This window comes from Streptomyces sp. NPDC028314 (genome assembly GCF_055565795.1).
In genome coordinates this window covers 176997-201135 of record NZ_JBVHTP010000004.1, presented here as the reverse complement: position 1 = coordinate 201135, position 24139 = coordinate 176997, and the positions used below count along the sequence as shown (strand labels likewise).

26 protein-coding genes are annotated in these 24139 nt (G+C 74.4%); 14 read left to right on the top strand and 12 right to left on the bottom strand.

Annotation, left to right across the window (positions count from 1 at the left end; genetic code table 11):
* The first annotated feature begins 1 nt into the window (after position 1).
* Genes ACZ4TG_RS11890 through ACZ4TG_RS11880 form a run of 3 tightly spaced genes read left to right on the top strand, consistent with a single transcriptional unit; the run spans position 2 to position 3128 of the window.
* Complete coding sequence (locus tag ACZ4TG_RS11890) at positions 2-982, top strand: carbohydrate ABC transporter permease (RefSeq protein ID WP_468161813.1); 981 nt, start codon at positions 2-4, stop codon at positions 980-982.
* Complete coding sequence (locus tag ACZ4TG_RS11885) at positions 979-1803, top strand: carbohydrate ABC transporter permease (RefSeq protein WP_468161812.1); 825 nt, start codon at positions 979-981, stop codon at positions 1801-1803. Before ACZ4TG_RS11890 ends, ACZ4TG_RS11885 begins: the two co-directional genes overlap by 4 nt.
* The gene (locus ACZ4TG_RS11880) at positions 1800-3128 is read left to right on the top strand and encodes a GH1 family beta-glucosidase (RefSeq protein WP_468161811.1); all 1329 of its coding nucleotides are present in this window, start codon (positions 1800-1802) and stop codon (positions 3126-3128) included. Before ACZ4TG_RS11885 ends, ACZ4TG_RS11880 begins: the two co-directional genes overlap by 4 nt.
* 86 nt (positions 3129-3214) lie before the next feature.
* Here ACZ4TG_RS11880 and ACZ4TG_RS11875 read toward each other — a convergent pair whose 3' ends face one another.
* Positions 3215-3793 carry a TetR/AcrR family transcriptional regulator gene (locus ACZ4TG_RS11875; protein WP_468161810.1) on the bottom strand — a complete coding sequence of 193 codons (579 nt, stop codon included), beginning with the start codon at positions 3791-3793 and terminating at the stop codon, positions 3215-3217.
* Positions 3794-3866: 73 nt separating this feature from the next.
* The gene (locus ACZ4TG_RS11870; RefSeq protein WP_468161808.1) at positions 3867-5228 is read right to left on the bottom strand and encodes an aminotransferase-like domain-containing protein; all 1362 of its coding nucleotides are present in this window, start codon (positions 5226-5228) and stop codon (positions 3867-3869) included.
* A 224-nt stretch (positions 5229-5452) separates the two neighbouring features.
* Between ACZ4TG_RS11870 and yczE the strand changes: the two genes are divergently transcribed.
* Positions 5453-6100 (top strand): membrane protein YczE, encoded by a 648-nt coding sequence (gene yczE, locus ACZ4TG_RS11865; protein ID WP_468161806.1) that lies wholly within the window; start codon positions 5453-5455, stop codon positions 6098-6100.
* 16 nt (positions 6101-6116) lie between these two features.
* On the opposite strand, the gene ACZ4TG_RS11860 is transcribed toward yczE, so the two are convergent.
* The gene (locus tag ACZ4TG_RS11860) at positions 6117-6944 is read right to left on the bottom strand and encodes an NAD(P)H-binding protein (protein WP_468161805.1); all 828 of its coding nucleotides are present in this window, start codon (positions 6942-6944) and stop codon (positions 6117-6119) included.
* A gap of 96 nt (positions 6945-7040) precedes the next feature.
* Between ACZ4TG_RS11860 and ACZ4TG_RS11855 the strand changes: the two genes are divergently transcribed.
* Positions 7041-7631 carry a MarR family winged helix-turn-helix transcriptional regulator gene (locus ACZ4TG_RS11855; protein WP_468161803.1) on the top strand — a complete coding sequence of 197 codons (591 nt, stop codon included), beginning with the start codon at positions 7041-7043 and terminating at the stop codon, positions 7629-7631.
* Between the two features lie 140 nt (positions 7632-7771).
* A complete protein-coding gene (locus ACZ4TG_RS11850; RefSeq protein ID WP_468161801.1) occupies positions 7772-9112 on the top strand; it encodes an MFS transporter in 1341 nt (446 codons plus the stop codon).
* Here ACZ4TG_RS11850 and ACZ4TG_RS11845 read toward each other — a convergent pair.
* Positions 9096-9401 carry a hypothetical protein gene (locus ACZ4TG_RS11845; RefSeq protein ID WP_468161799.1) on the bottom strand — a complete coding sequence of 102 codons (306 nt, stop codon included), beginning with the start codon at positions 9399-9401 and terminating at the stop codon, positions 9096-9098. The genes ACZ4TG_RS11850 and ACZ4TG_RS11845 overlap by 17 nt on opposite strands.
* Positions 9402-9467: 66 nt before the next feature.
* On the opposite strand from ACZ4TG_RS11845, the gene ACZ4TG_RS11840 reads away from it, so the two are divergent.
* A complete protein-coding gene (locus tag ACZ4TG_RS11840) occupies positions 9468-9626 on the top strand; it encodes a hypothetical protein (protein ID WP_468161797.1) in 159 nt (52 codons plus the stop codon).
* On the opposite strand, the gene ACZ4TG_RS11835 is transcribed toward ACZ4TG_RS11840, so the two are convergent.
* From ACZ4TG_RS11835 to ACZ4TG_RS11815, 5 genes are all read right to left on the bottom strand, one after another.
* Positions 9616-10275 (bottom strand): NADPH-dependent F420 reductase, encoded by a 660-nt coding sequence (locus tag ACZ4TG_RS11835; RefSeq protein WP_468161795.1) that lies wholly within the window; start codon positions 10273-10275, stop codon positions 9616-9618. The genes ACZ4TG_RS11840 and ACZ4TG_RS11835 overlap by 11 nt on opposite strands.
* Before the next feature lie 2 nt (positions 10276-10277).
* Positions 10278-10925 carry a disulfide bond formation protein B gene (locus ACZ4TG_RS11830; protein ID WP_468161793.1) on the bottom strand — a complete coding sequence of 216 codons (648 nt, stop codon included), beginning with the start codon at positions 10923-10925 and terminating at the stop codon, positions 10278-10280.
* Positions 10926-10938: 13 nt separating this feature from the next.
* Entirely contained in the window at positions 10939-11103 is a 165-nt protein-coding gene (locus ACZ4TG_RS11825) for a DUF5993 family protein (protein ID WP_468161791.1), read from the bottom strand.
* Positions 11104-11241: 138 nt separating this feature from the next.
* Positions 11242-12603 carry a sensor histidine kinase gene (locus ACZ4TG_RS11820; protein ID WP_468161789.1) on the bottom strand — a complete coding sequence of 454 codons (1362 nt, stop codon included), beginning with the start codon at positions 12601-12603 and terminating at the stop codon, positions 11242-11244.
* Complete coding sequence (locus ACZ4TG_RS11815; protein ID WP_468161787.1) at positions 12600-13283, bottom strand: response regulator transcription factor; 684 nt, start codon at positions 13281-13283, stop codon at positions 12600-12602. Before ACZ4TG_RS11815 ends, ACZ4TG_RS11820 begins: the two co-directional genes overlap by 4 nt.
* Positions 13284-13361: 78 nt before the next feature.
* Between ACZ4TG_RS11815 and ACZ4TG_RS11810 the strand changes: the two genes are divergently transcribed.
* Positions 13362-13913: a hypothetical protein gene (locus tag ACZ4TG_RS11810; protein ID WP_468161785.1), complete on the top strand. Its 552-nt coding sequence runs from the start codon at positions 13362-13364 to the stop codon at positions 13911-13913.
* Positions 13914-13992: 79 nt separating this feature from the next.
* The gene (locus ACZ4TG_RS11805; RefSeq protein ID WP_468161783.1) at positions 13993-15537 is read left to right on the top strand and encodes a class I adenylate-forming enzyme family protein; all 1545 of its coding nucleotides are present in this window, start codon (positions 13993-13995) and stop codon (positions 15535-15537) included.
* Here ACZ4TG_RS11805 and ACZ4TG_RS11800 read toward each other — a convergent pair.
* Complete coding sequence (locus ACZ4TG_RS11800; protein WP_468161781.1) at positions 15534-16403, bottom strand: spermidine synthase; 870 nt, start codon at positions 16401-16403, stop codon at positions 15534-15536. The two genes, ACZ4TG_RS11805 and ACZ4TG_RS11800, sit on opposite strands and share 4 nt — an antisense overlap.
* 25 nt (positions 16404-16428) lie before the next feature.
* A complete protein-coding gene (locus tag ACZ4TG_RS11795) occupies positions 16429-16869 on the bottom strand; it encodes a hypothetical protein (RefSeq protein WP_468161779.1) in 441 nt (146 codons plus the stop codon).
* A gap of 243 nt (positions 16870-17112) precedes the next feature.
* Here ACZ4TG_RS11795 and ACZ4TG_RS11790 point away from each other — a divergent pair, with 243 nt between their 5' ends.
* On the top strand, positions 17113-18435 hold the full coding sequence (locus tag ACZ4TG_RS11790) for a tetratricopeptide repeat protein (protein WP_468161778.1): 1323 nt from the start codon (positions 17113-17115) through the stop codon (positions 18433-18435).
* A 111-nt stretch (positions 18436-18546) separates the two neighbouring features.
* Here the strand turns inward: ACZ4TG_RS11790 and ACZ4TG_RS11785 are convergent, their stop codons facing one another.
* Positions 18547-19143 carry a histidine phosphatase family protein gene (locus ACZ4TG_RS11785; RefSeq protein ID WP_468161777.1) on the bottom strand — a complete coding sequence of 199 codons (597 nt, stop codon included), beginning with the start codon at positions 19141-19143 and terminating at the stop codon, positions 18547-18549.
* Between the two features lie 128 nt (positions 19144-19271).
* Between ACZ4TG_RS11785 and ACZ4TG_RS11780 the strand changes: the two genes are divergently transcribed.
* From ACZ4TG_RS11780 to ACZ4TG_RS11765, 4 genes are read left to right on the top strand one after another with little or no spacing between them, the layout of a single operon-like run.
* On the top strand, positions 19272-20135 hold the full coding sequence (locus ACZ4TG_RS11780) for a phosphatase PAP2 family protein (protein ID WP_468161776.1): 864 nt from the start codon (positions 19272-19274) through the stop codon (positions 20133-20135).
* Entirely contained in the window at positions 20062-21246 is a 1185-nt protein-coding gene (locus tag ACZ4TG_RS11775) for a hypothetical protein (RefSeq protein WP_468161775.1), read from the top strand. Before ACZ4TG_RS11780 ends, ACZ4TG_RS11775 begins: the two co-directional genes overlap by 74 nt.
* Positions 21234-22811 (top strand): hypothetical protein, encoded by a 1578-nt coding sequence (locus ACZ4TG_RS11770; RefSeq protein WP_468161774.1) that lies wholly within the window; start codon positions 21234-21236, stop codon positions 22809-22811. The genes ACZ4TG_RS11775 and ACZ4TG_RS11770 overlap by 13 nt, the downstream gene beginning before the upstream one ends.
* Positions 22808-24136 carry an AAA domain-containing protein gene (locus ACZ4TG_RS11765; protein WP_468161773.1) on the top strand — a complete coding sequence of 443 codons (1329 nt, stop codon included), beginning with the start codon at positions 22808-22810 and terminating at the stop codon, positions 24134-24136. Before ACZ4TG_RS11770 ends, ACZ4TG_RS11765 begins: the two co-directional genes overlap by 4 nt.
* Positions 24137-24139 lie beyond the last annotated feature (3 nt).

Here is a 24139-nt window from a genome sequence, read left to right as displayed (position 1 = left end):
TGTGACGGACGAGACGGCTGTGCTCGCCCCCTCCGCCGGCGGCAGTACGCGGCCGGCGGCGGAGGGGGGCGGCCGGAGGCAGACGTGGCGCTCCCGCCGCTACCGGTGGGACCTGCGCTGGAGTCCGTACGCCTTCGTGGCGCCCTTCTTCCTCTTCTTCGCCGCCTTCGGGCTGTTCCCGCTGCTGTACACGGGCTGGGCGGCGCTGCACCAGGTGGAGCTGACCGACCCGGACGCGATGACGTGGGTGGGGCTGCGGAACTTCACCCGGCTGTGGGACGACGAGTTCTTCTGGAACGCGCTGCGCAACACCTTCACCATCGGGCTGCTCTCGACGGTGCCGCAGCTGCTCGTCGCGCTGGGCGTGGCCCATCTCCTCAACTACCGGATGCGGGGCTCCGCCTTCTTCCGGGTCGCGGTGCTCACCCCGTACGCGACCTCGGTGGCCGCCGCCACCCTGGTCTTCGTGCTGCTCTTCGGCCGGGACTACGGGATGGTCAACTGGGGCCTGTCGACGGTCGGCCTCGGCCCGGTGGACTGGCAGAACGGCCCCTTCGCCTCCCAACTGGCGGTCTCCACGATCGTGGTGTGGCGGTGGACGGGCTACAACGCGCTGATCTACCTGGCGGCCATGCAGGCCGTGCCCGGCGAGCTGTACGAGTCCGCCGAGCTGGACGGGGCCTCGCGGTGGCGGCAGTTCGTCCACGTCACCGTGCCCTCGCTGCGCCCGACGATCTTCTTCACCTGTGTCGTGTCGACCATCGGCGCCACCCAGCTCTTCGGGGAGCCGCTGCTGTTCAACGGCGGGGCGGGGGCCACGGGCGGCTCGGACCACCAGTTCCAGACGCTGGGCCTGTACCTGTACGAGCAGGGCTGGGTGAACCTGCACCTCGGGCGGGCCTCCGCCATCGCGTGGGCGATGTTCCTGATCCTGCTGGTGATCGCGGGCCTGGCCCGGCTGCTGCGAAGGGTGTCCCGATGAAGTCCCTGCGCGCGGGGAAACCGACGTACGTCATCCTCGGCATCTTCACCCTCGGCTCCCTCTTCCCCCTGGTGTGGACGGCGATCGCGGCCTCCCGCAACAACACCCGGCTCGCGCAGACCCCGCCGCCGTTCTGGTTCGGCGGGAACCTGGGCCACAACCTGTCGGTGGCCTGGACCGACGCCAACATGGGCACCGCCCTGCTCAACACGCTGGTGGTCGCCGGGACGGTCGCCGCCGGCACGGTGGCCTTCTCCACCCTGGCGGGCTTCGCCTTCGCCAGGCTCCGCTTCCGGGGGAAGCGGCTGCTGATGGCACTGGTGGTCGCCACGATGCTGATCCCGCCGCAGCTGAGCGTCGTCCCGCTGTACATGCTGATCGCGGAGCTGTCCTGGACCGACCGGCTCCAGGCGGTGATCCTGCCGGGCCTGGTGTCCGCCTTCGGGGTGTTCTTCATGCGGCAGTACCTGGCGCAGGCGCTGCCGATGGAGCTGGTCGAGGCGGCGCGCACGGACGGGGCGAGCTCGCTGCGGATCGTGTGGCACGTGGTGTTCCCGGCCGCCCGGCCCGCGATGGCGGTGCTGGGGATGCTGACCTTCGTGATGGCCTGGAACGACTTCTTCTGGCCGATCGTCGCGCTGACCCAGAACGGCAGTCCGACGGTGCAGGTGGCCCTGACGGGGCTGGGCCGGGGCTACATCCCCGACCAGTCCGTGATCATGGCGGGTGCGCTGCTGGGCACGCTCCCGCTGCTGCTGGTGTTCGTCCTCTTCGGCCGCCAGATCGTCGGCGGCATCATGCAGGGAGCGGTGAAGGGATGACGGAGATGAAGTTCCCCGACGGGTTCCTGTGGGGCGCGGCCACGGCCGCCTTCCAGATCGAGGGCGGGGCCGAGCTGCGCGGACCGTCGATCTGGGACACCTTCTGCCGCACACCGGGCAAGGTGCACGGCGGCGACACCGGCGACGTGGCGGCCGACCACCACCGGCTGTGGCGCGAGGACGTCCGGCTGATGGCCGAACTGGGGCTGGGGGCGTACCGGTTCTCGGTGTCCTGGCCGCGGGTGCTCTCAGGTGGGATCGGCTTCTACGACGCGCTCGTGGACGAGCTGCTCGCGTCCGGGATCCAGCCCTGCCCGACCCTGTACCACTGGGACCTGCCACAGGAGCTCGAAGAGGCGGGCGGCTGGCCGCGGCGGGAGACCGCGTACGCCTTCGCCTCGTACGCGGAGACGGTCGCGCGGCGCCTCGGCGACCGGGTGGAACGCTGGACCACCCTCAACGAGCCCTGGTGCAGCGCCTTCCTCGGCTACGCCTCCGGGGTGCACGCGCCCGGCCGCACCTGCCCCGCCGACTCCCTGCGGGCCGCCCACCACCTCAACCTGGCGCACGGGCTGGCCGTTTCGGCCCTGCCCTCCTCGGCGCGGGTCGGCATCGCGCTCAACCCGAGCGCGGTGCGGCCGCTGACCGGCTCGGCGGCCGACCTGGACGCGCAGCGGCGGATCGACGCCCTCGCGAACCGCGTCTTCACCGGGCCGCTGCTGCACGGCGGCTATCCCGAGGACCTGATGGCCGACACGGCCGCGCTGACCGACTGGTCCTTCGTCCGGGCGGGCGACGAGGCGCTGATCCACCAGCCGCTCAGCTTCCTCGGCGTGAACTACTACACCCCGGCGGTGGTCTCGGCGGGCGCGGACGGTCCGCGCGCCGACGGACACGGGGCCACCGGTCACTCCCCCTGGCCGGGGGCGGAATCCGTCTCCTTCCACCAGCCGCCGGGCGAACTCACCGACATGAACTGGTCGATCGATCCGACCGGGCTCTACGACCTGCTGCTGCGCTTCTCCCGCGAGGCGCCGGGGCTGCCGCTGCTGGTCACCGAGAACGGCGCCGCGTACGCCCCCGATCTGCACGACCCGCAGCGCATCGGCTACCTGCGCGAGCACCTCGCGGCGATCCACCGGGCGATGGCCGACGGGGCCCCGGTGGAGGGGTACTTCCTCTGGTCCCTGATGGACAACTTCGAGTGGAGCCACGGCTACAGCAAGCGCTTCGGCATCGTCCACGTCGACTACGAAACCCAGGTCCGCACCCCGCGCTCCAGCGCCCGCTGGTACGCCGCGCTGGCCCGCAGCGGCACTTTGTGACGTCTGCGCGCGTCCGGCGGCGGGGCGCGGAAGGCAGTACGGCGGCCCGGGGCGTCGGCCGGCCGGGGGTCAGCCCCGGCCGGACGTCAGCCCCGGCCGGGCGGCCAGTTGGCCAGCGCGATGTGCAGGGCGTCGACGATGCGCTCCCAGGACGCGCCCACGTCGCGGGGGTGCCCGAACCCGCCGGTGGCCTCCAGGCCCGCGTACCCGTGGAAGGTGCTGCGCAGCAGCCGGACCGCGTCGGTCAGGTCCGGCTCGGCCAGGCCGTAGGCGCGCAGCACCCCGTACGTGAGCTCCACGAAGCGCAGGTGGCCCGCGGACCGCGTGCCCCGCTCCGGGGGGAGCTGGATCTGGGTGGCCGCGTACCGCCCGGGGTGGCGCAGGGCGTAGTCCCGGTACGCGTCGGCGTACGCGACCAGCGCCTCCTTGCCGGACCGCCCCGCCACCGCCGTGCCGATCAGGTCGGCGATCTCGCCGGCGGCCAGGATCGCGACCCGGATGCGCAGGTCCTGGAGGTTGCGGACGTGCGAGTACAGGCTCGCGTCCTTCACCCCGAAGCTCCGGGCGAGCGCGGACACGGTGATCCTGTCGAACCCGGCCTCGTCCGCCATGTCGGCGGCGGCCAGGGTGACCCGCTCGGCCGTCAGCCCCGCGCGCGGCGCCATGCGCCCACCTCCCTCTGCTCTTCCTAGACCCTCTAGGGACTCTCCGAATGTCCCGAATATACAGAGGCGGCGTCTATCGAGAGGCGGCGTCGAGGGTCTGCGCGATCCGGTCGAGGGTGGGGGGCGCCGGGGTGAACGGGACGCGGAGGTAGCGGGTGAGCGTGCCGTCGAGGGCGAACCGCTGGCCCGGCGAGAGCTCCAGGCCTGCCGAACGGGCCCGGGCCACCACGGTGTCGGCCGGGGTTCCGGTGAGCCTCAGCCAGAGCACCAGGCCGCCGTCCGGGACGGTGAACTGCCAGCGGTCGTCGCCGCCGAGCCGGTCGGCGAGGTGGTCGCGCTGTGCGCGCAGTTCCGCGAGGCGGCGCAGCAGGAGGGGGTCGAGTTCGTTCAGGAGCTCGACGGCGACGAGTTGTTCCATGGGCGGCGCGGACAGCGGTTCACACAGGGGGTGGTGCTGGAGCTCGGCGATCAGGGCCGCTTCGGGGGCCCGGATCCAGCCCACGCGCAGTCCGGCCCAGATGGTCTTGCTGACGGAGCCGATCAGGACGGCGCGGCGGATCCGCGGCTGCCACGTCGGCCGCGCGCCCAGGTTCACCTCGCGCAGGGTCTCGTCCGCCACCACCGTCACCCGGTGGCGCAGGGCTGCCTCCGCGACGGCCTGCCGGGTGGGGCCGTCCATCAGCGCGCCGGTGGGGTTGTGGAAGTCCGGTACCAGGTAGGCCAGTCCGTCGTGCGCGGCGGCGAAAGCCTTCCCGAGCTGGTCGGCGTCCCAGCCGTCGGCGCCGACCCGGAAACCGGCCAGGCGGGCCCCGGTGCCGCGCAGGGCGGCGAGCGCGCGGGGGTAGGTGGGGTTCTCGACGGCGGCGACGCGGGGGCGCAGGTGCGCGGCGAGCAGGGCGAGGGCGGCGCGGGCTCCGGAGGTGACGAGGATCTGTTCGGGCCGGGTGGGCAGGCCCTGGCGGGTGTACCGGTCGGCGATCGAGGCGCGCAGCGCGGGCAGGCCGGCGCCGCAGTAGCCGTCCTCGGCCAGCACGGGGGCGGCCCGGGCGACCGCTCGGGCGGTGGCGGCGAGGTAGCTGAGCTGCGGGGCGGCCGGTACGGCCCTGCGCAGGTCGATGGAGGCGCCGCTGCCGCTCGCGGCCAGCGGGGCGATGCGCTCGGCGCCCCGGGGCGGGAGTTGGACGGTGCTCGCGCTGCCCTGCCGGGTGCGCACCCAGCCGCTGTCCCGCAGCCGGTCCAGGGCGGCCACCACGGTCCCCCGGCTGATGCCGAGCCCGGCGGCGATGCGGCGCTCGGCGGGGAGCGTCCCGCCCACCCGGAGCCGTCCGTCGAGGACGGCCTCGCGCACCGCGCCGTCCAGGGCCTCGGCCAGCGCGACGGCCGGACGCCGCCACTCGCCCACGGCCCTGACCAGCTGTTCCTCGGAGATCCGCACTGGTCCAGTGTGCCGGAATTGGACCAGGACTCCGCGCCGCGGGCTGACTACGTTCGGCCCCACCCCGCCTGCCTCACGGCACCTCACCCGTCCCGGAGAACCAGATGCCCCGCGCCGTCACGCTGCCCCAACCCCAACCCCAACCCCGGCCCCTGCCCCGGCCCCAACCCCAGCCCCAACCCCTGCCCCAACCCCTGCCCGATCTCACGTACCTGCCCCTGGCCGTGAGCCCCCTTCGGCGGCTTCCGCAGCTCTTCACCGGGCTCGCCCTCTACGGGTTCAGCCTGTCGCTCATGATCCGCTCCTCCCTCGGGGTCAACCCGTGGAGCGTGCTGTACGAGGGCCTGGCGCTCTACACCCCGCTCAGCTTCGGCGCGATCAGCGCCCTCGTGGGGGTCTTGGTCCTGCTGCTCTGGGTCCCCCTCAGGCAGCGCCCCCGGTTCGGCACCTTCGCCAATATCGCCATCCTCGCCTGCTCGTCCGACCTGGGGCTCCACCTCGTCCCGGCCCACCTGGACCTTCCCGCCCGTATCCCCCTGCTCATCGGCGGCGTCGCCCTCAACGGCTTCTCCATCGCCCTCTACGTCGGCGCCCGCTTCGGCCCGGGCCCCCGCGACGGCCTGATGACCGGCGCCTCGGACCGCACCGGGCGGTCCATCCGCTCCATCCGGACCGCGATCGAACTCGCCGTCCTCGCCGGGGGCTGGCTGCTGGGCGGCAGCGCGGGCGTCGGCACCGTCCTGTACGCCCTGGCCGTCGGCCCGGTCACCCAGCTGTTCCTGCCCCGGTTCACTTACCCCACCCCGGGCCTCGCGCGGACCGGTCCGGAGTCCCGGCCGGAGCCGGTGGACTCGGCGCCGCCCACGCCCTGACGGGCACCGGCTGCGCTCACGCGGGTATCGCGAACTCGGCGGCGTGGTCCTCCACCCAGGTCTCGAAGCTGCGCGCCGGGTGGCCGGTGAGCTGCTCCACATCGTCGGTGATCTCGACGGGGAGGCCCTCGTTCGCCGCCCAGTAGTCGAGGAGCGCATCGGCGTACGGGCCGGGTATGTAGCCGTCGACCTCGGACTTCCACTGCTCGGCGGAGACCTGCTCGAAGGGCACGGGCCGGCCGAGGACCGCGCCGAGTATCGCGAGCTGGGTGGCGAAGGTGAGCGACTGGGGGCCGGTCAGGGTGTAGGCCCGACCTCCGAGAGCGGGCTCGGTGAGGACGGCCAGAGCGGCCTCGGCGATGTCGGCCTCGTGGACCGGGTCGCAGTAGGAGCCCGGGTACGGCAGGTGGATCGGGCGGCCGGACTTCAGCGACCAGGACCAGCCGTAGGCATTGCTCGCGAAGGAGCCGGGCCGCAGCAGGGTGGTGCGCAGCGGGGAGGCCAGCAGGGCTTCCTCGACGGCGAGGTGGGAGGCGGACAGCGGGCTGTCGGCGGCGTCCGGACTCAGCACCGAGGAGGAGGACAGGAGCACCACATGCTCCACTGCGGCGCTCACGGCCTCCTTGACGAAGGCTTCGACGGCGGAGGCCTCGGCGTACAGGAAGACGGATCGGACTCCGGCGAGCGCGCCGGGGAAGGTCGCGGGGTCGGAGAGGTCGAGGTGGACGGCATCGGGGGTGTCCCGCTCGCGGGAGGCGAGGCGGTACGGGATGCCGCGGGCGGAGAGGAGGGCGGAGAGCCCGCGGGCGACGGCGCCGCGGCCGCCGGTGACGAGGATCGACATGACAGGTTCCTTTTCCTTAGGATGGGACACGTGACACAGATTCTGCGTGACGCATTTCCTGCGCCACGCAGATAAATTTGGAGCATGGAGAAGCCGATGTCAACCGATTCCCCTCGTTCAGGTGAACGCCACGACGACCGCGAGCCCCACGGAAACCGCGAGCCCCACGACGACCACAAGCCTCACGGGAACCACAAACCCCATGGGAACCGCGAGGACTGGAGCCGCGCGGAACTCCTCGCGCGGATCATCACGGAAAGCGGCCGCCACTACGCCGACTACTCGCTCTTCAACCAGGCCATGGCCGACCACCTCGGACTGCACCCCACCGACATGCAGTGCCTGCACCTCCTGGACATGGAGCCCGGCCCGGTCAGCACCGGCGACATCGCCCGCCTCACCGGCCTGACCTCCGGCTCCGCCACCCGCCTCGTCGACCGGATGGCCAAGGCCGGCCTGGTCGAGCGGCACGCCGACCCGCACGACCGCCGCCGCTCCCTCGTCGCCCTCGCCCCCGCAGCCCGCGAACGCATCGGCGCCGCCTGGGAAACCCCCGGCCAGGCCTTCGGGGCCGTGCTGAACAGCTACTCCGACAGCGAGCTCGCCATCATCGCCGACTACCTGCACCGCGCCGCGGAAGTCGGCCGCGCCCAGGCCAAGCGTCTCAACGCGGGCGCCGACTCCTGACCTCCGGGCCGGATTTCCGGCCGTTGCCCACACCCTGGGCAGGGGGTTCCGAGGCTGCGCTTCCACGGCTATCGTCCGGCCCAACGGGCAATACGCGCGCCGGAGATACGGGAGGGTCGGCGTGCTGACGGAGGATGTCCATGTCCGGTTCCACAGCCGCTCCGAGCGGCTTCCGCGGAGTGTTCGCACTCGGCGGCACAGCCCTTCCCGTGTACGCGTTCCTCGCCCGGCTCCCCGCCGCGCTCTGCCCCATCGGAACGCTCCTGCTCATCAACGCGCGCGACGGCATCGGTGCCGCCGGCGCCGTGGCGGCCGCGCTCTGGCTGGGCCAGGCCCTCGGCGGCCCGGTCATCGGCCGGCTCGCCGACCGGCGCGGCCACCGCCCCGTGCTGCTCGCCGCCTGCGGCGCCAACGCCGTCGTCCTCCTCGCCCTGGTCGCGTCGGTCCTCGGCGGGCTGCCGCTGCCGGTCCGCATGGCGCTCGCCGTCGCGGCCGGTCTCACCGTCCCGCAGGTCGGGCCGCTGGCCCGGGCCCGCTGGGCGCGGCTGGCGGGCGAGGACAAGGCCCTGGTGGGGGCCGCGCTCTCCTTCGACACCACGCTGGACGAGGTCGGGTTCATGGTCGGGCCCGCGCTCGCCGGGATCCTCGCGGTGACGGTGCACCCCGCCTCCGCGCTGCTGCTCGCGGCGGCGCTGATCCTGGTGTTCGGCACCCTCTTCGCCCTGCACCCGACCGCGCCCGGGCCGGTCGAAGCGACCGGGGCACGTGCCGACGTACGACTGTGGTCGCCGGGTCTGGTCCTGCTGTTCACGATGGCCGTACTCCAGGGCTGCGCGTGGAGCGGGGCCAATACGGGGGTCAACGCCCTCGCCGAGTCCCTGGGCGAGCCGGGCACGGCCGGGCTGGTGTGGGCGGCGATGGCCGTGACCAGCTCCATCGCCGGGTTCGTGACCGTCGCCCGGCCCGGGTCGGCCGACCTGACCGTGCGGCTGCGCTGGACCATCGGGATCCAGGCCGCGCTGACGCTGCCGCTCCTGGCCGTGTCGGGGCTGTGGGGGGCGGCGCTCGCCATCGGCGGCATCGGACTCGCGGTGGCCCCGCATCTCATCGCGCTGTTCGGGCTGGTGGAACGCGCAGGCCCGGCGGAGCGGATGGGCGAGGCCATGACCGTGGTGGGCAGCGGCCTGATCGTCGGCCAGGCCCTGGCCGCGGCGGTGGCCGGTCCGCTTGCGGGCGCGTACGGGTACCGGGCCGCGTTCGCCGTGGCGTGCGGGGCGGCTGCCGCCTCGGCGGTGCTGGCCGTGGTGGCGGGAGCCGGCCGGGTCCGCTTCGGGGCGGGCGCCGCAGCGGAGGCCGGCGAGCCCGAGGCCGAAGGCGCGGCCGCCGGGGGCGTGGCCGCCGCGCCTGAGGCCGTCGCGCCCGAGGCCGTCGGGGGCGTCGCCCTCCGGGCCGCGGACGCCGGCGCTACGAAGACTTCGTAGCCTTCATGCTCCGCATGGCCTTGACCAGGTCGTCGTGGTCCATCACCGGACACACCTCGACCTCCGCGTTGAACTGCATCAACAGGTCCTCGACGAGCGGCGGCAGGTCCGAGCTCTCCTGGAGGTCGAAGACGATCCAGCAGGAGCGGACGCCCTGGGCGAGGCCGAAGTAGGCGGCCTCGGGCTTGACGCTCTCCAACAGCCTGCCGATGGCCTGGTCCAGGGCGCCGCTCTTGATGCCCTCGTTGGAGGCGTGGGTGTCCATGTGGGCGCGGAGCATGACTCGCATGCGGGGGCTCCTCGGTGGGTGCCGGCGGGGGTGCTTCGCCGGGGGTGGCTGTGGCGGGGGTCCGTCATGGCCACCCTCCGGGCGGGGAACGGCGGCGGCAACATCTGGACCGCCGTCCGAGGCCGCCGGGCCGGCACCTCCGCCGTCCGGGGCCGCCAAGCCGTCACCTCCGCCGTCCGAGGCCGCCGGGCCGGCACCACCGCCGTCCGGGGCCTCAGGGCGTGACGTCCGCCGTCCGGATCTCGAAGTTGAACTCCGCGTGCCCCAGCGTGCCCATCAGCCGCAGCCACAGCGGGAGCACCATCTCGGTGCCGCGGGCCGACTCGATGCCGCCGAGGTCGAGGATGCGCGCGTCCGGCCAGCCGAAGGAGCGCAGCAGGGCCCGTACGTCCTGCTTCGCCTCCGGGTCCTCGCCGGACAGGAACACGTTGTGGTCCCCCGGGACCCGCGCCGGCTCGACCATGACCCGGCAGTTCATCGTGTTCAGCGTCTTGACCACCCGCAGCCGGGGGAACGTCCGCTGGATCCGCTCTCCCAGGCTGTCGTCGTTGACCACGCCCAGCCGGGGCGGGAAGCCCTGCGCGAAGTCCAGCGGGTTCGCCAGGTCGATCAGGATCCGGCCGTCCAGGTCCGCCGCGCCCGCCTCCGTCAGCACGGCGACGCTCACCATCCCGCCCGTGGCGTTGACCAGGGTTTCGCCCTCCCGCGCGGCCTCCGCGAAGGACGCCAGCGGCAGCTGCCCGTCGGCGAACTCGGCGCGCTCGCGGGTGGCCTCGGGGTCGCGGGTGCCGATGACCACCTCGTGCCCCAGGGAGCGCAGGCGGGCGGCGACCGTACGGCCGACCGTGCCGGTTCCCAGGACTGCGTAGCTCATGCTCACTTCCCATCCAGGATGCCGATGTCATAGGGGAGCTCGTAGCGCGTCGGATCGTCCGGGAGGAACCAGTTGAAGCCCTCCTCGAAGAGGACGGCCACCAGGTTCACGGCGATGACCATGCCCAGGAGCCACAGCGCGAGCAGCCCCACCGTCCGGTACACCCCCGGGCCGGCCGTCGGAATGGCCCGGTCGGCGGTGGAGTGGGCGAAGGCCAGGACGGTACCGATCGCCACGACGGACGCCGTGAAGAGGATCCACGCCCACACGTACAGGTGCAGCCCGAGCACCTCGCTGCCGTAGCCCTTGTCGCCGGGCAGGAGGTGCAGGCTGGTCTGCCGCCACGCCGCGAACGAGCCCGCCGCCACCGCGACCAGCGCCAGGCCCCAGCCCATCATGTAGTCGCGGCCCGTCACCGCGCCGACGGCGAGCGCCGTGCGGATGATGTGACCGGCCCCGATCGCCGCGAGCACCATGAACATCCGCTGCACGACGCAGAGCGGGCACGGGTACTCCCACATCCCGAACTGGTAGAACAGGCCGCCGCAGACGACGGCCGTCCAGCCGATGGTGAAGAAGCACGCGAACCAGTACTGGACCCGGCCCAGCAGTCCGCCCTCCAGCGGGGTCTCCGGCAGGAGGCTGCTCATCGTGGCCATCGGGTCAGTAGTTCAGGGTCAGGGCGAGGCTGCTGGTGATGTGGTGCGCCATCAGCAGGATCACGGCGATGAGCATGACCCACCAGGCACCGAGTACGACCGTCCGGGACGACTCCCGGTACATGGCGATCAGCGTGGCGAGGAGCCCGCCGAAGATGAGGGTGTCCATGCCGCGGACCGTACCGACCTGCGGACTTACCGCCCGCCAGGCGCGCCCCCGATGATCCTCAAGCGACCCCGACTGGCCCCCGGCGACCCCGGCTCCCGGGGGCGGACCCCGACTGGCCCCACCCCGCGCCGCGTTGCCTCAGGCGCCCCGCCGCTTGCGCCGGCTCCGGCGGGCCTCGCCCCGCGCACGGCCGTCCAGGGCGATCCACACCCGGACCTCGGTCCCGCCGAGCACCGAGCGGCCCAGCCGGACGTCGCCGCCCGTGGACTCCGCGACCCGGCGCACGATGTCCAGGCCCAGCCCCGTCGAGCCGTCGCGGGCGCCGTCGTTGCCGCGCCGCAGCGCCGCGTCCGGGTCCTCGATGCCGGGGCCCGCGTCGGAGACGAGCACGATGACGGCGTCCCCCGCGTCGTGGACGTCCACCGCGAAGGGGGTGGCCTCGGGGGTGTGCCGGAAGACGTTGCCGAGCATGGCGTCCAGGGCGGCGGCCAGCTCCGGCCGGCCCACGGGTATCCGTACGGGACGGTCGACGCCCGCCAGCCGGACCTCGCGGCCCTCGTCCTCCGCGAGCGCCGACCAGAAGTCCATCCGGTCGCGGATCACCTCCGAGGCGTCGCAGCCGGCGCCCGCCGAGGTGTGCGGGGCGCGCTGTTCACGGGCGGTACGGATGATCGTGTCGACCTCCCGCTCCAGCTGCTCCACCGCCGCCCGGGTGTGCTCGGCGGCCGGGCCGTCGCCGAGCGAGGCCGCGTTCAGCCGCAGCACCGTCAGCGGTGTCCGCAGCCGGTGCGAGAGGTCGGCGGCCAGCTCCCGCTCATTGGCGAGGAGCTCCACCACCTGGTCGGCCATGGAGTTGAACGCGACGGCCGCCGAGCGGAGTTCCTTGGGCCCGTCCTCCGGTACCCGCGCGCCGAGCCGTCCTTCGCCCAGCTGGTGCGCGGCGTCCGCGAGCCGTTCGGCGGGACGCACCAGGCGGGCGCCGAGCCGGTCCGCGACCGCCACCGAGCCCACGATCAGTGCGAGCCCGACGGCCGCCAGCACCATCCAGGCCGTGGCGACCCCGTTGCTGACCTCGCTCTCCGGCACGTAGATCTCGACCACCGCGATGTCGCCGGAGCCGAGTGCGGTGGGCTGGAGCAGCGCCGAACCCCCGCCGGAGACCTTGGCGGTGGTGGCGCGGGCGATCTTGCGGGTCTGTGCGACGGCGTGTTCGCCGGCCCAGCCCTCGCCGATGTCCACGGGGGCGCTGTCCCCGAGGGCCGGTACGTGTACGGCCATCCGCCGGTCGGCGCCCATCTGCGTGGACTCCACCGCCTTGCGCAGCTGCACCGGGTCGGTGGTGATGGACAGGGTGGGCCCCATGGTGGCCGCCTGCCGTTCGGCGTTGGAGAAGGCCCGGTCGCTGGCCATCTCCTGGACCACGAGCCCCAGCGGGACGGCGAAGGCCACCACGACCATGGCGGTGACCGCGAGGCACACCTTGACCAGCGCCCACCTCACGCCGGCGGCTCCAGCTTGACGCCCACACCCCGCAGCGTGTGCAGGTAGCGGGGGCGGGCGGCGGTCTCGCCGAGCTTGCGGCGCAGCCAGGACAGGTGGACGTCGATGGTCTGGTCGTCCCCGTACGACTGCTGCCACACCTCGGCGAGCAGTTCGCGCCGGGCCACGACCACCCCGGGCCGTCCGGCGAGGAAGGCCAGCAGGTCGAACTCCCGACGGGTGAGGTCCAGTACCGCCCCGTCGAGCTGGGCCTGTCGGCGCAGCGGGTCGATGGCCAGCCCGCCCACCCGCAGCACGCTCGGCGGTTCGGCTCCGGCCGCCTGGGAGCGGCGCAGTACGGCGGCCATCCGGGCGGAGAGGTGCTCGACGGAGAATGGCTTGGTCAGGTAGTCGTCGGCGCCGTCGTTGAGCAGCCGGACGATCTCGGCCTCGTCGTCGCGGGCGGTCGCGATGATGACCGGCACGTCGGTGATCCCGCGCAGCATCTTCAGCGCCTCGGCGCCGTCGAGGTCGGGCAGCCCGAGGTCGAGGATGACCACGTCGAAGCGGTGGTGGGCGACCTCGCGCAGGGCCTCCAGGGCCGTGCCGACGCTCCGCACGGTGTGGGAGGCCTCGGTCAGGTGCCGGATGAGGGCGGAACGTACGAACTGGTCGTCCTCGACCACGAGCACACTAGCCATGGCCGCACCGTAGTCCATTCGGGCGACCCGGGGAGGTGGCGGGCCACCTCTGTGACGGGTGGTGCAGTATGTCCCCTGATGCGACGAGGACTTGTACATGCCATGGCGTGGACGCTGTCCACGGCGGCGGCGGTGACGCTGTCGTGGTGGGGCGTGCACACCGTCATGTCCGGGACCGCCTACGATCCTCCGCTCGCCGTTCCGCTGACCACGCTGCCGCTGTCCTCCTCCACGCAGCGCTCCGATCCGCCGCCTTCGCCCAGTGCTCCACCGGAGTCCGCGTCCCCCTCCCCCACCCCTTCCGGCCCGTCCCCTTCGGCTTCCGCCTCGGAGTCCCCCGAGAAGCCGAAGCCCGCGCCCGCGCCGTCGAGCCCGCGCCCGTACCGGCAGCCGGACGAGGGCCACGCGCAGGACGTGAAGGGGTACTCGGTCTCGGGCGGCCGGGTGGTCTTCGACATCGGGGCGGCCTCGGCCGAGCTGGTCTCGGCGACCCCGGCGGCCGGCTGGCGGGTTCAGGTGTGGAAGCAGGACTTCTGGATCCGGGTCACCTTCACCCGGGACGGCCGCGAGGTGTCGGTGTTCTGCACCTGGCACGACACGGCTCCGCGCGTGGAGATCGTCGACCCTTGAGAGCCGGCCGGCGGGGCGGCCGCCGCTCACTCGGCTACCGTCGGCACCGACCGGGAGCGGCGAGGGAGGGACGGCCGGCATGGGCGGCGCGAGGTACGTCACGGACCTGATCGAGGCCTGCGAGCGGTACGGGGACCGGCCCGCGCTGGGCGCCGGGCCGTCCTGGCTCCTGACCTTCGACGAGGTGCTGGCCGACTCCTACCGGCTGGCGGGCGCCCTGACGGAGCTCGGGATCCGCCGCGGGTCCGGCCTGGCCTGCGTGTCGGCCGGCAATCCGCCCGAGGTGCTGCTGGTCCGGCTGGCCGCGCACCTGCTGGGCGCGCGGCTGACCCAGGTGGTGGTCGGCCCCGCCACCCACGGTCTGGAGTTCGTGCTGCGGGACTGCGAGCCCGTTCTGGTCGTCCACGACACCCCGGTGCCGGACACCGGGGTCGCGCGGATCGGCCTGGCGGACCTGCTGGAGGGGGCGCGGGCCCGCAAGGCGCTGCCGGTGCCGGTACGGGCGCGCGAGGACGACGTGGCCCGGGTGACCTACACCGGCGGTACGACGGGCCGGCCCAAGGGGGTGGCCTCCACGTTCGGGGCGATGGCGGCCCGTACGACCGGCGGCGCCCGGGACGCCGGGCAGGTCTACCTGTCGGTCACCTCCCTCGCCCAGCGTTCCGGCGGCCGGTGCCTGGAGCAGCTGCGCTCGGGCGGCCGGTCGGAGGTCCTCGGGCCGTTCGGCACGCGGGAGTTCGCCGAGGCCTGCCGCCGCCTGGGGCCGGTGTCCACGTACCTGACGACCTCGATGGTGTACCGGCTGCTGGACGACCCGGCGACCGCCGACGGCCTGCCCGGCCTGGCCCAGGTGTCGTACGGGGACTCCCCCGTGCACCCGGACCCGCTGCGCGAGGCGCTGACCCGCTGGGGCGCGGGCACGCGGTGGCGGCAGGGCTACGGGATGAACGAGGCCGGGGTGATCTGCCGGCTGTCGGCGTCCGACCACGAGGCGGCGGCCTCGGACCGGCCCGAGCTGCTCGGTTCCGTCGGCCGGCCGGTCCCCGGGGTGCGGGCGCAGGTCCGGGCCGCCGACGGGACGGCGCTGGGGCCGGGCGCCACCGGCGAGGTGTGGGTCCGGTCCGCGACCGTCATGGCCGGGTACTGGAAGCGGCCCGCGCTGACGGCCGAGGTGCTGCGGGACGGCTGGCTGCGCACCGGGGACCTCGGGCACTTCGACGCCGACGGCTACCTCTACCTCGACGACCGGGTCAAGGACGTGGTCATGGTGGACGGGGAGAACATCTACTGCGGCCCCGTCGAGGCGGCGCTCACCCGGCACCCGTCGGTGGCCGAGGCGGCCGTGGTGGGGCGGTTCCACCCCGGCACCGGCGAGGAGGTGTGCGCCTTCCTGGTGCCGCCCCCCGGGCAGGCCCCCACGGACGGGGCCGCCGCCGCGGCCTGCGCGCTGGTGGCCGCGGAGCTGGCACCGGACCACCGCCCGACCGCGGTGTTCTGGACGCAGGCCCTCCCCCTGACGGACCGCGGCAAACCGGACAAGCGCCTCCTGCGGGAACGCGCCGCGGCGTCCCGCCCGGGCGGTCCGGACGGCCCGGACCGCCCGGACCGCCCGGACACCGTCTAGCGGAACACCGAGGGCGGCGGCTCCGGCGAGGCCACCGCCGAGGCGTCGGCCACCGCCGTCGCGCCGCCCGCGAAGTCCGCCAGGGCCCGCCCGTGCTCCACCCTCCCGGGGTGCGGATCGCTCGCCACCCGCCGGGTGAACTCCGCCACCGGCAGCTCCCGGTCGGCGGCCACGAGCACCGCGTTGCCGAAGCGTTTCCCCCGCCACACCACCGGGTCGGCCGCCAGTGCCAGTTCCGCGAACCGGGACGCGGCCGTCGCGATCTGGCCCCGCAGGTGCGCCAGCGGCGGACCGTCCGCGAGGTTGGCCACGTACCAGCCGGCGGGCGCCAGGGCCCGGCGTACGTCGTCCAGGAACTCGGCGCTGGTCAGGTGCGCCGGGGTGCGGGCGCCGCTGAACACGTCCGCGATCACCAGGTCGGCCCAGCCGTCCGGCACCTTGGCCAGGCCGGCCCGCGCGTCCACCGCCCGGACCCGGACCCGCGCCTGGGGGTCCAGCGGCAGGTGTTCCCGTACGAAGGCCACCAGGCCGGCGTCGATCTCCACCACCTGCTGGGTGGAGCGGGGGCGGCTCGCGGCGGTGTAGCGGGCCAGGGTGAAGGCGCCGCCGCCCAGGTGCACCACGTTGAGGGGCTGCCGGGCGGGGGCGACGAGGTCGATCAGGTGCCCGATCCGCCGCTGGTACGAGAAGTCCAGGTACCCGGGGTCGTCGAGGTCCACGTGCGACTGCGGAGCCCCGTCGATCAGCAGGGTCCAGGCCCGGGACCGCTCGCGGTCGGGCGCCAGCTCGGCCTGGCCGCCGTCCACCTGCCCGACGACCGCCTCGGAGTCACCTCTGCGCCTGCTGCCCTTGCTCTTCCCTGCCATTCCCCCATTATCGCTGGTCAGGGCATCAGCGGCAGTTGTCGGCCGCCTCGATCAGCCGGGCGGCCTCGCCGAGCGCCGCGCGCAGCACCTCGGGGTCGGTGACCTGCCCGACGGCCTCCGGCGGCAGCAGCCAGCCGGTGCCGCCCGCCGCGGGCGAGGCGGTGTCGACGTCACCGAAGCGCATGCCGCGCCCGTTGGTCTGCGTACAGGCGCTGCCGGGCAGGTCCCAGGCGTCGGCGGTGCCGGGCGGGACGATGAAGCCGAGGGTGCCGCCGGAGCCGTCGTGCAGGACGGGGCCGACGCCGGTGGCGGAGCGGCCGGTGGCGCGGCGGATGATGTCGACCGCCTCCAGGCCCTGGCGCGTGGGCACGGTCACCAGGTCCGGCGCCTCGGCCGTGCCCACGGTCCCGGCCGTTCCCAGGGTCGCGCCCGGCTCGGGCACGGTGTTCGTTCCACTGCTCTCCATGCCGCCCTCCACCAAGGGAACCCCTCCTCGATCCGCGTGCGGGCCACTCCGCATGGGTTCAACGCGGCGGATCGTCAACAGGTGCGGCGGAACGATGCCGCAAAGGATGGCAGTTCATGGCGGATCGCGGGTGAGATATCCGTTTTGTAGGCAAACATCGCATGAACGCGCCTCCGCTGCCGGTACGTTCATGCCCGCCGGGCCCAGCCTGAAGAAAGCCCGAAGTCCAGAGAGGCCACGTCCATGGCGGCGTTCCCCCACTCACCCAACTCCTCCTTCCGGCGACTGCGCGGAGCGCGCTCCCCCGCCGAGTTCGCGGGCCTGGTCCGCCGGGCGGCACGGGAGATCGGCGAAACGGTTTCCTGCGACGCCCGTTACATCGGCCGGGTCGAGTCCGGCGAGATCCGCTGCCCCAACTACGCCTACGAGCGCGTCTTCCTGCACATGTTCCCCGGCCGCACCCTGGCCGACCTGGGATTCTCCCCGCGCGAGACGGTACGCGGCCGGTCCGCGCAGCGCGCCGCCCCCGAAACCCCCGCCTTCTCCCACCCCATCCACCGTTCCAAGGAGAGCGACGTGCTGCGTCGCGCGTTCATGGCGGGCGGCTCCGCGACCGTGGCAGCCGCGACGCTCAGCCTCACCCTGACCGGCGACTCCCGCCGGCTGCCCACCCGCGCCGGCGAGTCGGAGGCCGCCGCCGTCGAAGAGGCCGTACGCCAGATCCGGCTGCTGGACGACCGGCACGGGGCCGACGCCCTGTACCGGAGGGCGGCCGAACCCCTGCGCACCGCCTACGCGTTGCTCGACGCGGGGGCCACCCGGCAGTCCACCGAGGACCGGCTGCACGCGGGCGCCGGGGAACTCGCCGTCTCGGTGGGCTGGCTGGCCCACGACTCGGGCCGCTTCGACGACGCCCGCTCGCACTACGCGGAGGCCCTGGCGACGGCCCGGGTGTCGGGGGACGCGGCCCTGGAGGCACACGCCTTCAGCAACATGGCCTTCCTGGCCCGGGACTGCGGGCGCCACCGCGAGTCGGTACGGGCGGCCCAGGCTGGCCGCCGCGCCGCCCGCTCGCTGGGTTCCCCCCGGCTGCTCTCCCTCCTCGCGCTCCGGGAGGCCGGCGGCTGGGCCGGGCTCGCCGACCGCAGGGCCTGCGAGGAGGCGCTGACCCGGGCGCACACGGAGTTCTCCCGGGGCCCGGCGAGCGCCGACCCCGAGTGGATGTCCTTCTTCGGGGAGGCCGAACTGGAGTCCCTGGAGTCCCGTTGCTGGGCCTCGCTCGGGGAGCACGCCCGGGCCGCCCGGCACGCCCGCCGGGCGGCGGACCTCCAGGACCCGCACTTCGCGCGGAACGTGGCCCTCTACACCGCCGAACTGGCCGACAACCTGGCCCGCGCGGGCGCGCCCGACGAGGCCGCCTGGGCGGGCGGCCGGGTGCTGGACCTGCTCACCGAGGTCCAGTCGACCCGCATCCGGTCCATGCTGGCGGGGACGGCCGGCGCCCTGGTCCCGCACCAGCGCTCACCGCGCGTCGGAGCCTTCCTGACCCGGCACGCGGCGCTGTGACGGCTCCGGGCCCGACGCCCGCACAGGCACCCGCACCCGCACCCGCGTGGAGCTCACCACGGTCCGCCGACCCGTCCCGGGCGTACGTCACTTGACCTGCGCCCCGTGGCCTCAGCCGTCCAGGTGCCCGGTGTCGTTCCAGCGCTCCAGCGCGGGAGCCCCGTACGCCCAGCCCAGGACCGACAGCGAGGTGGGCTCCAGCCGGATCCGGGCGCCGAAAGAGGCCTCGAAGCCGAGCCAACGGGCGGCCAGGGTGCGCAGGATGTGGCCGTGGGCGAAGACCAGGACGTCGCGTTCCGCCGAGCGGGCCCAGGCGACCACCTCGTCCGCGCGGGCGGCGACATCGGCGACGGATTCGCCGCCGGGGACCCCGTCGCGCCAGATCAGCCAGCCGGGACGGACCGCCTGGATCTCGGCCGGGGTCATGCCCTCGTAGTCGCCGTAGTCCCACTCCATGAGGGTGTCCCAGGGCTCCGCCCGGACCCCGAACCCCGCCAGGTCGCAGCTCTCGCTGGCACGGACCAGCGGGCTGGTGCGCACCTCCAGGCCGCGCAGGCCCGCCCACGGCTCCCGGGCCAGCCGCTCGCCCAGCAGCTTCGCGCCGCGCCGGCCCTCCTCCAGCAGGGGCACGTCGGTGCGTCCGGTGTGCTTGCCGAGCTGGGACCACGCCGTCTGGCCGTGGCGGGCCAGCAGGATGCGGGGGGCCATGTGAGTTTCTCCCGGTCGTCGCGGATGCGCACGGAAAACGCCCGCTTGAAGGCGATTCCGTCGTCCATCCATCATCCATCACACGAACACCGGGCAACTCCTCCCGTCGCACAGGCGTCCTACACCGTATGACCACTCGGCAGCGGCCCACTCGATGGTGGGCAGAACTGCTGCTCCTGGGACTCGTCTACGGCGCGTACTCGGGCGGCAGACTCCTCGCGCGGGGCGACGTCGGCCTCGCAGTCGAGCACGGACTCGCCCTCCTGCGCACCGAGGAGCTGCTGAGCATCGACTTCGAACGGCCGCTCAACCGGCTGTTCACGCGGACCCCCTGGCTGGGCATACCCGCCGACTTCGGCTACGCCTCGCTGCACTACCTCGTCACCCCGGCCGTACTGGTCTGGCTCTACCGCAGGCGCCCCGACCACTACCGCACCGCCCGCACCTGGCTGACGGTCTCCACCCTCCTCGGACTGGTCGGCTTCTGCCTGCTGCCCACCTGCCCGCCCCGGCTCCTCGACGGCCCGTACGGGTTCACCGACACGATGGCCCAGTACAGCGCCTACGGCTGGTGGGGCGGCGAGGCCAGCGCCCCGCGCGGGCTGGGATCGTTCACCAACCAGTACGCGGCCATGCCGAGCCTGCACGTCGGCTGGGCCCTGTGGTGCGGGGTCGTGCTGTGGACGCACGGACGGCGCCCGCTGCTGCGCGCGCTCGGGGCCGCCTACCCGGCCGTCACCGCGCTGATGGTCATGGGCACCGCCAACCACTACTTCCTGGACGCCGTCGGCGGAGCCGTCGTGATGGGCCTCGGATTCTGGGCCGCTCAGCGCCTCGGCGCCGTCCGATCCGGCTCGGGAGCTGCCGTTTTCCGGCGTAAGACCACGATTGTCAGTGGCGGATGGGACACTTCCGCCCGTGAGCTCCTACCCGACCGGCGGCCCTCCGCAGCACACACCGCAGACGACGACACTGCGGCAGCGGCTCGCTGACCTGCGCGGCCCGGCCGTGCCGCCCCGCCCGCTCGACGCCCGGGCGCTCGCCGCGCTCGCCGCGAACCCGGGCTGCGGCAGACGGGCCCTGCTCGACGGGGCCGGCGTGGACAAGACGGCGCTCGCCGCTGCCCTCGGCTCCCCGGCCGCGTTCGGGCAGTCGCAGTTCGCCATAGTCCGCGGCAACTCCTTCGAGGCCAAGGTCAAGGGCGACGGGGGCGCCGAGCTGCTGCGGCTGGTCCACGAGCACCTCGGCGCCGGCAGCGAAGCCCCCGGACCGGACGCCCTGGTGCCCGACCTCACGGCCGCGGGGCCGCAGGGCCGTGCCGCCCGGACCGCGCTGGCCCTGCGCGAGGCCACCACCGCGGGGACCTGGACGCTGCTGGACCATCCGATGCTGGCCCTGGAGGTGGCGGGCGCCCCCGCCTACCTGGAACCGGACGCCGTCGTGGTGCACCCCGACGGCCGCTGGACCGTGGTGGAGATCAAATCGTTCCCGATGATCGACGGGGGCGCCGACGCCGCGAAGGTGGGCGCCGCCGCCCGGCAGTCCGCGGTGTACGTGCTCGCCCTGGAGAAGACCGCCGGGAAACTGCCCGGCGCCACCGTGGGCCACCAGGTGCTGCTGGTCTGCCCGAAGGACTTCTCCAACCTGCCCACCGCCGCCCTCGTCGACATCCGGCGCGAGCGCTCCGTGACCCTGCGCCAGCTGGAGCGGCTGACCCGGGTCGAGGAACTGGCCACCGCCCTGCCCGAGGGGCTGTGCTTCGATCCCGCCCGGCCCGCCGAGGAGCTGACCGAGGCGGTGTCCGCCGTCTCCGCCGCGTACGCCCCCGAGTGCCTGGCCTCCTGCGAGCTGGCCTTCCACTGCCGGGAGCGGGCCCGCGCCGCCGACGAGGTCACCGCGCTCGGCCGTTCGCTACGGGGCGAGCTGGGCGGACTGACCACCGTCGAGCAGGCCCTCGCGGCGGCCGCGGGAGCCGGCTCCGAGGCCGGACCCGACCAGGACCCCACCGCCGCCGCGCTGCACCAGGCCGCCCGGCTGCGCGCCGAGGCCCTGGCGCTCGCCCCCGCCCGCACCTCCCCGGAGGCCGTCGCATGCCCCTGCTGAACACCCTCGCGCGGCTGCAGGCGGTCCGCGCGGGCCGCGCCCAGGCCCTGGCGACCGTGCGGCACCGGCATCTGAGCGAGCGCCCGCTGGTCCTCGTACCGCTGACCACGGCCGGCGAGGCCGGCGCCCCGCTGGGGGCCCTGGTCGGCACGGACCCGGCCCGGCCCGGGCTGCTCGTGGTCCCGCAGCCGCGCGACCGGGACCTGCGCTGGGCGTTCCTGGCGGAGCTGGCGGACCTGGTGCTGCCGTACGTGGACTCGTACGCGGACGACGTCGAGCTCGTGGAGCGCACCGAGACCGATCCCGAGACCGGCGCCAGGAGCAAGGTCGCCGCCGAGCTGTGCCTGGACGCCCCGCAGGTGATCGTGCCGAGCGCGGCGGGAGTGGAGTACGTCCGCCTCCTCGGCCGGTCGATGCGGTTCCGGCGGACGGCCGAGGAGGACCCGGAGAACCCGTACCCGGCCCCCGCCCGGGTGCCGCTGCTGGGGCGCTGGTTCACCCATCTCGGCGAGCGCTCCCGGGTCCCCGGATCCGCCATGCTGCTCTCGGCGACGGAACTGCTCGGGCGGCACTGGGCGACCGGCCAGAGCAACCTGGAGGACCAGCACCTGGGCGCCCTCCTCGCCTGGATAGCCCCGCCGGAGGGCGAAACCGGCGCCGAGGCGGCCCTGCGCGCCGAACTGGCCCGCGACCGGGACGGCCGGCTGCTGGTCCCGCCGGCCGGACCGGCCACCGACCCGGCCTTCGACAACAAGCTGCTGGCCCCGGCCATGGCCCGCTACGACGCGGCGCGCGCCTCGGGCGAGCGGGACGCCCTGGACCGGGCCGAGCGGGCGGTGCGGGAACTCGTCGCGGACCAGATGCGGCCCACCTGGGCGGCGGTGTGGCGCTCGCTGGAGCTGCTGCGCGAACTGCCCGCCGCGCAGCGGGCCGAGGAGCGCTGGACCCGCGACCGCTGGTCGTACACCGGCCACCGCGACCGGGTCCGGGCGGGCGAGCCCCCGCAGCCGCGCCGCGACGACGCGGTGACGGCGGCCCAGAAGCTGGCCACCCGGGAGACCGAGCAGGTCCGGCTCGACGCCCAGGAGGCGCTCGACGACCCGCTGGTGATGGCGGGCCGGCGCCTGTCGGGCGAGGCCTTCGCCGGTGAGGTCACCGAGGTGGTCATGGAGTGGACCGAGGCCAAGCGGCCGCGCCCGCGCCCGCTGGTGACGGTGGCCTCGGAGGACCGGCCGCAGCTGGCCGAGGGCGGGGGCGGGAAGGTGTACCGCTCGCTGGACGGGCGCCCGCAGGCCGCCGAGTTCGTACGCTTCGAGGAGGCCGGGCAGATCGTGCTGCGGCTGCTCGACAAGATGGGCAGCGGCAAGGAGCCGGTGTCCGGCTCGGTGCCGGAGAAGGGCGACCGCGTGTGCTGGACGCTCTTCGAGCACGACGCGCGCGGCGGCCCCAAGCTGCCGGATCCGGAGCGGACCCCGTGGACGCACGGCGGGCCCCCGGCGCACCTGACCGCCGGCGTGCTGCCCGGTTCCGCGCCCGATCCCCTGACCGCCGAGGACCTGCTGTGAGTTTCGATCCGGGCGCGGCCGCGGACAAGGCGACCGCCGCCATCCTGCACGACACCCTGTACGGCGCCGAGCGGGGTGTGGTGGTCGACTCCCCGCCCGGGGCCGGCAAGTCCACGCTCGTCGTCCGCGCGGCCCGCGAGCTCGCCACCGCCGGGCGCCGGCTGATGGTCGTCGCGCAGACCAACGCGCAGGTCGACGACCTGGTGCTGCGGCTGCACGGCAAGGACCCGGGGCTGAAGGTCGGCCGGCTGCACAGCAGCGACGGGGACGCCTACGACCCGGCGCTGCGCGAGCTGCCCTCGGTGACCCTGTCCGCGAAGGCCGGGGACCTCGCCGAGCTGCCGATCACCATCTCGACGGCGGCGAAGTGGGCGTACGTGAAGGACACGGAGCCCTGGGAGCACGCCATCGTGGACGAGGCGTACCAGATGCGCTCGGACGCGCTGCTGGCCGTGGCCGGGCTGTTCGAGCGGGCGCTGTTCGTGGGCGACCCGGGGCAGCTGGACCCGTTCAGCGTGGTCGGCGCCGAGCAGTGGGCGGGGCTGTCCTACGACCCTTCGGCGTCGGCGGTGTCCACCTTGCTGGCGCACAACCCGGGGCTGCCGCAGCACCGGCTGCCGGTGTCCTGGCGGCTCCCGGCGACGGCCGCGCCGCTGGTCTCGCGCGCCTTCTACCCGTACAGCCGGTTCCGCAGCGGTACGGGCCCCGGCGAGCGGCGGCTGTCGTACGGGGTCGCCTCGGACGGGTCCGGCCCGGACCGGGTGCTGGACGAGGCCGCCGAGTCGGGCTGGGGCCTGCTGGAGCTGCCCGCGCGGCACACCCCGCGCACCGATCCGGAGGCGGTGCGGGCGGTGGCCCTGGTGGTCCGCCGGGCGCTGGACCGGGGCGCGGTGACGGTGGACGAGCATCCCGGGGGCCCGGCGCCGCTGACCGCCGACCGGATCGCGGTGGGCACCGCGCACCGGGACCAGGCCGCCGCCGTCCGGGCCGCCCTGGCCGGGCTGGGGGTCGCCGGGGTCACCGTGGACACCGCGAACCGGCTCCAGGGGCGCGAGTACGACCTGACGGTGGTCCTGCACCCGTTGTCGGGCCGGCCGGACGCGACGGCCTTCCATCTGGAGACGGGCCGGCTGTGCGTACTGGCCTCCCGGCACCGGCACGCGTGCGTGGTGGTGGCCCGGGCGGGCATCGCGGAGCTGCTGGACGACCATCCGTCGACGGAGCCGGTGCAGCTGGGGGTATCGGTGAAGTTTCCGGATGGCTGGGAGGCGAACCACTCCGTGCTGGCGCACCTGGCGGAGCACCGGGTGGGCTGGAAGCCGTAGGGC

What these genes read in the sequence shown, in the direction of transcription:
- ACZ4TG_RS11855 (WP_468161803.1), top strand. Translation starts at nt 7,041, where the DNA reads ATGTCAACCGATTCCCCTCGTTCAGGTGAACGCCACGACGACCGCGAG.
- ACZ4TG_RS11790 (WP_468161778.1), top strand. Translation starts at nt 17,113, where the DNA reads ATGGCGGCGTTCCCCCACTCACCCAACTCCTCCTTCCGGCGACTGCGC.
- ACZ4TG_RS11785 (WP_468161777.1), bottom strand. Translation starts at nt 19,143, where the DNA reads ATGGCCCCCCGCATCCTGCTGGCCCGCCACGGCCAGACGGCGTGGTCC.
- ACZ4TG_RS11830 (WP_468161793.1), bottom strand. Translation starts at nt 10,925, where the DNA reads ATGAGCAGCCTCCTGCCGGAGACCCCGCTGGAGGGCGGACTGCTGGGC.
- ACZ4TG_RS11880 (WP_468161811.1), top strand. Translation starts at nt 1,800, where the DNA reads ATGACGGAGATGAAGTTCCCCGACGGGTTCCTGTGGGGCGCGGCCACG.
- ACZ4TG_RS11825 (WP_468161791.1), bottom strand. Translation starts at nt 11,103, where the DNA reads ATGGACACCCTCATCTTCGGCGGGCTCCTCGCCACGCTGATCGCCATG.
- ACZ4TG_RS11860 (WP_468161805.1), bottom strand. Translation starts at nt 6,944, where the DNA reads ATGTCGATCCTCGTCACCGGCGGCCGCGGCGCCGTCGCCCGCGGGCTC.
- ACZ4TG_RS11875 (WP_468161810.1), bottom strand. Translation starts at nt 3,793, where the DNA reads ATGGCGCCGCGCGCGGGGCTGACGGCCGAGCGGGTCACCCTGGCCGCC.
- ACZ4TG_RS11800 (WP_468161781.1), bottom strand. Translation starts at nt 16,403, where the DNA reads ATGGCAGGGAAGAGCAAGGGCAGCAGGCGCAGAGGTGACTCCGAGGCG.
- ACZ4TG_RS11815 (WP_468161787.1), bottom strand. Translation starts at nt 13,283, where the DNA reads ATGGCTAGTGTGCTCGTGGTCGAGGACGACCAGTTCGTACGTTCCGCC.
- ACZ4TG_RS11845 (WP_468161799.1), bottom strand. Translation starts at nt 9,401, where the DNA reads ATGCGAGTCATGCTCCGCGCCCACATGGACACCCACGCCTCCAACGAG.
- ACZ4TG_RS11780 (WP_468161776.1), top strand. Translation starts at nt 19,272, where the DNA reads ATGACCACTCGGCAGCGGCCCACTCGATGGTGGGCAGAACTGCTGCTC.
- ACZ4TG_RS11810 (WP_468161785.1), top strand. Translation starts at nt 13,362, where the DNA reads ATGCGACGAGGACTTGTACATGCCATGGCGTGGACGCTGTCCACGGCG.
- ACZ4TG_RS11770 (WP_468161774.1), top strand. Translation starts at nt 21,234, where the DNA reads ATGCCCCTGCTGAACACCCTCGCGCGGCTGCAGGCGGTCCGCGCGGGC.
- ACZ4TG_RS11885 (WP_468161812.1), top strand. Translation starts at nt 979, where the DNA reads ATGAAGTCCCTGCGCGCGGGGAAACCGACGTACGTCATCCTCGGCATC.
- ACZ4TG_RS11840 (WP_468161797.1), top strand. Translation starts at nt 9,468, where the DNA reads ATGGCCACCCTCCGGGCGGGGAACGGCGGCGGCAACATCTGGACCGCC.
- ACZ4TG_RS11795 (WP_468161779.1), bottom strand. Translation starts at nt 16,869, where the DNA reads ATGGAGAGCAGTGGAACGAACACCGTGCCCGAGCCGGGCGCGACCCTG.
- ACZ4TG_RS11835 (WP_468161795.1), bottom strand. Translation starts at nt 10,275, where the DNA reads ATGAGCTACGCAGTCCTGGGAACCGGCACGGTCGGCCGTACGGTCGCC.
- ACZ4TG_RS11805 (WP_468161783.1), top strand. Translation starts at nt 13,993, where the DNA reads ATGGGCGGCGCGAGGTACGTCACGGACCTGATCGAGGCCTGCGAGCGG.
- ACZ4TG_RS11850 (WP_468161801.1), top strand. Translation starts at nt 7,772, where the DNA reads ATGTCCGGTTCCACAGCCGCTCCGAGCGGCTTCCGCGGAGTGTTCGCA.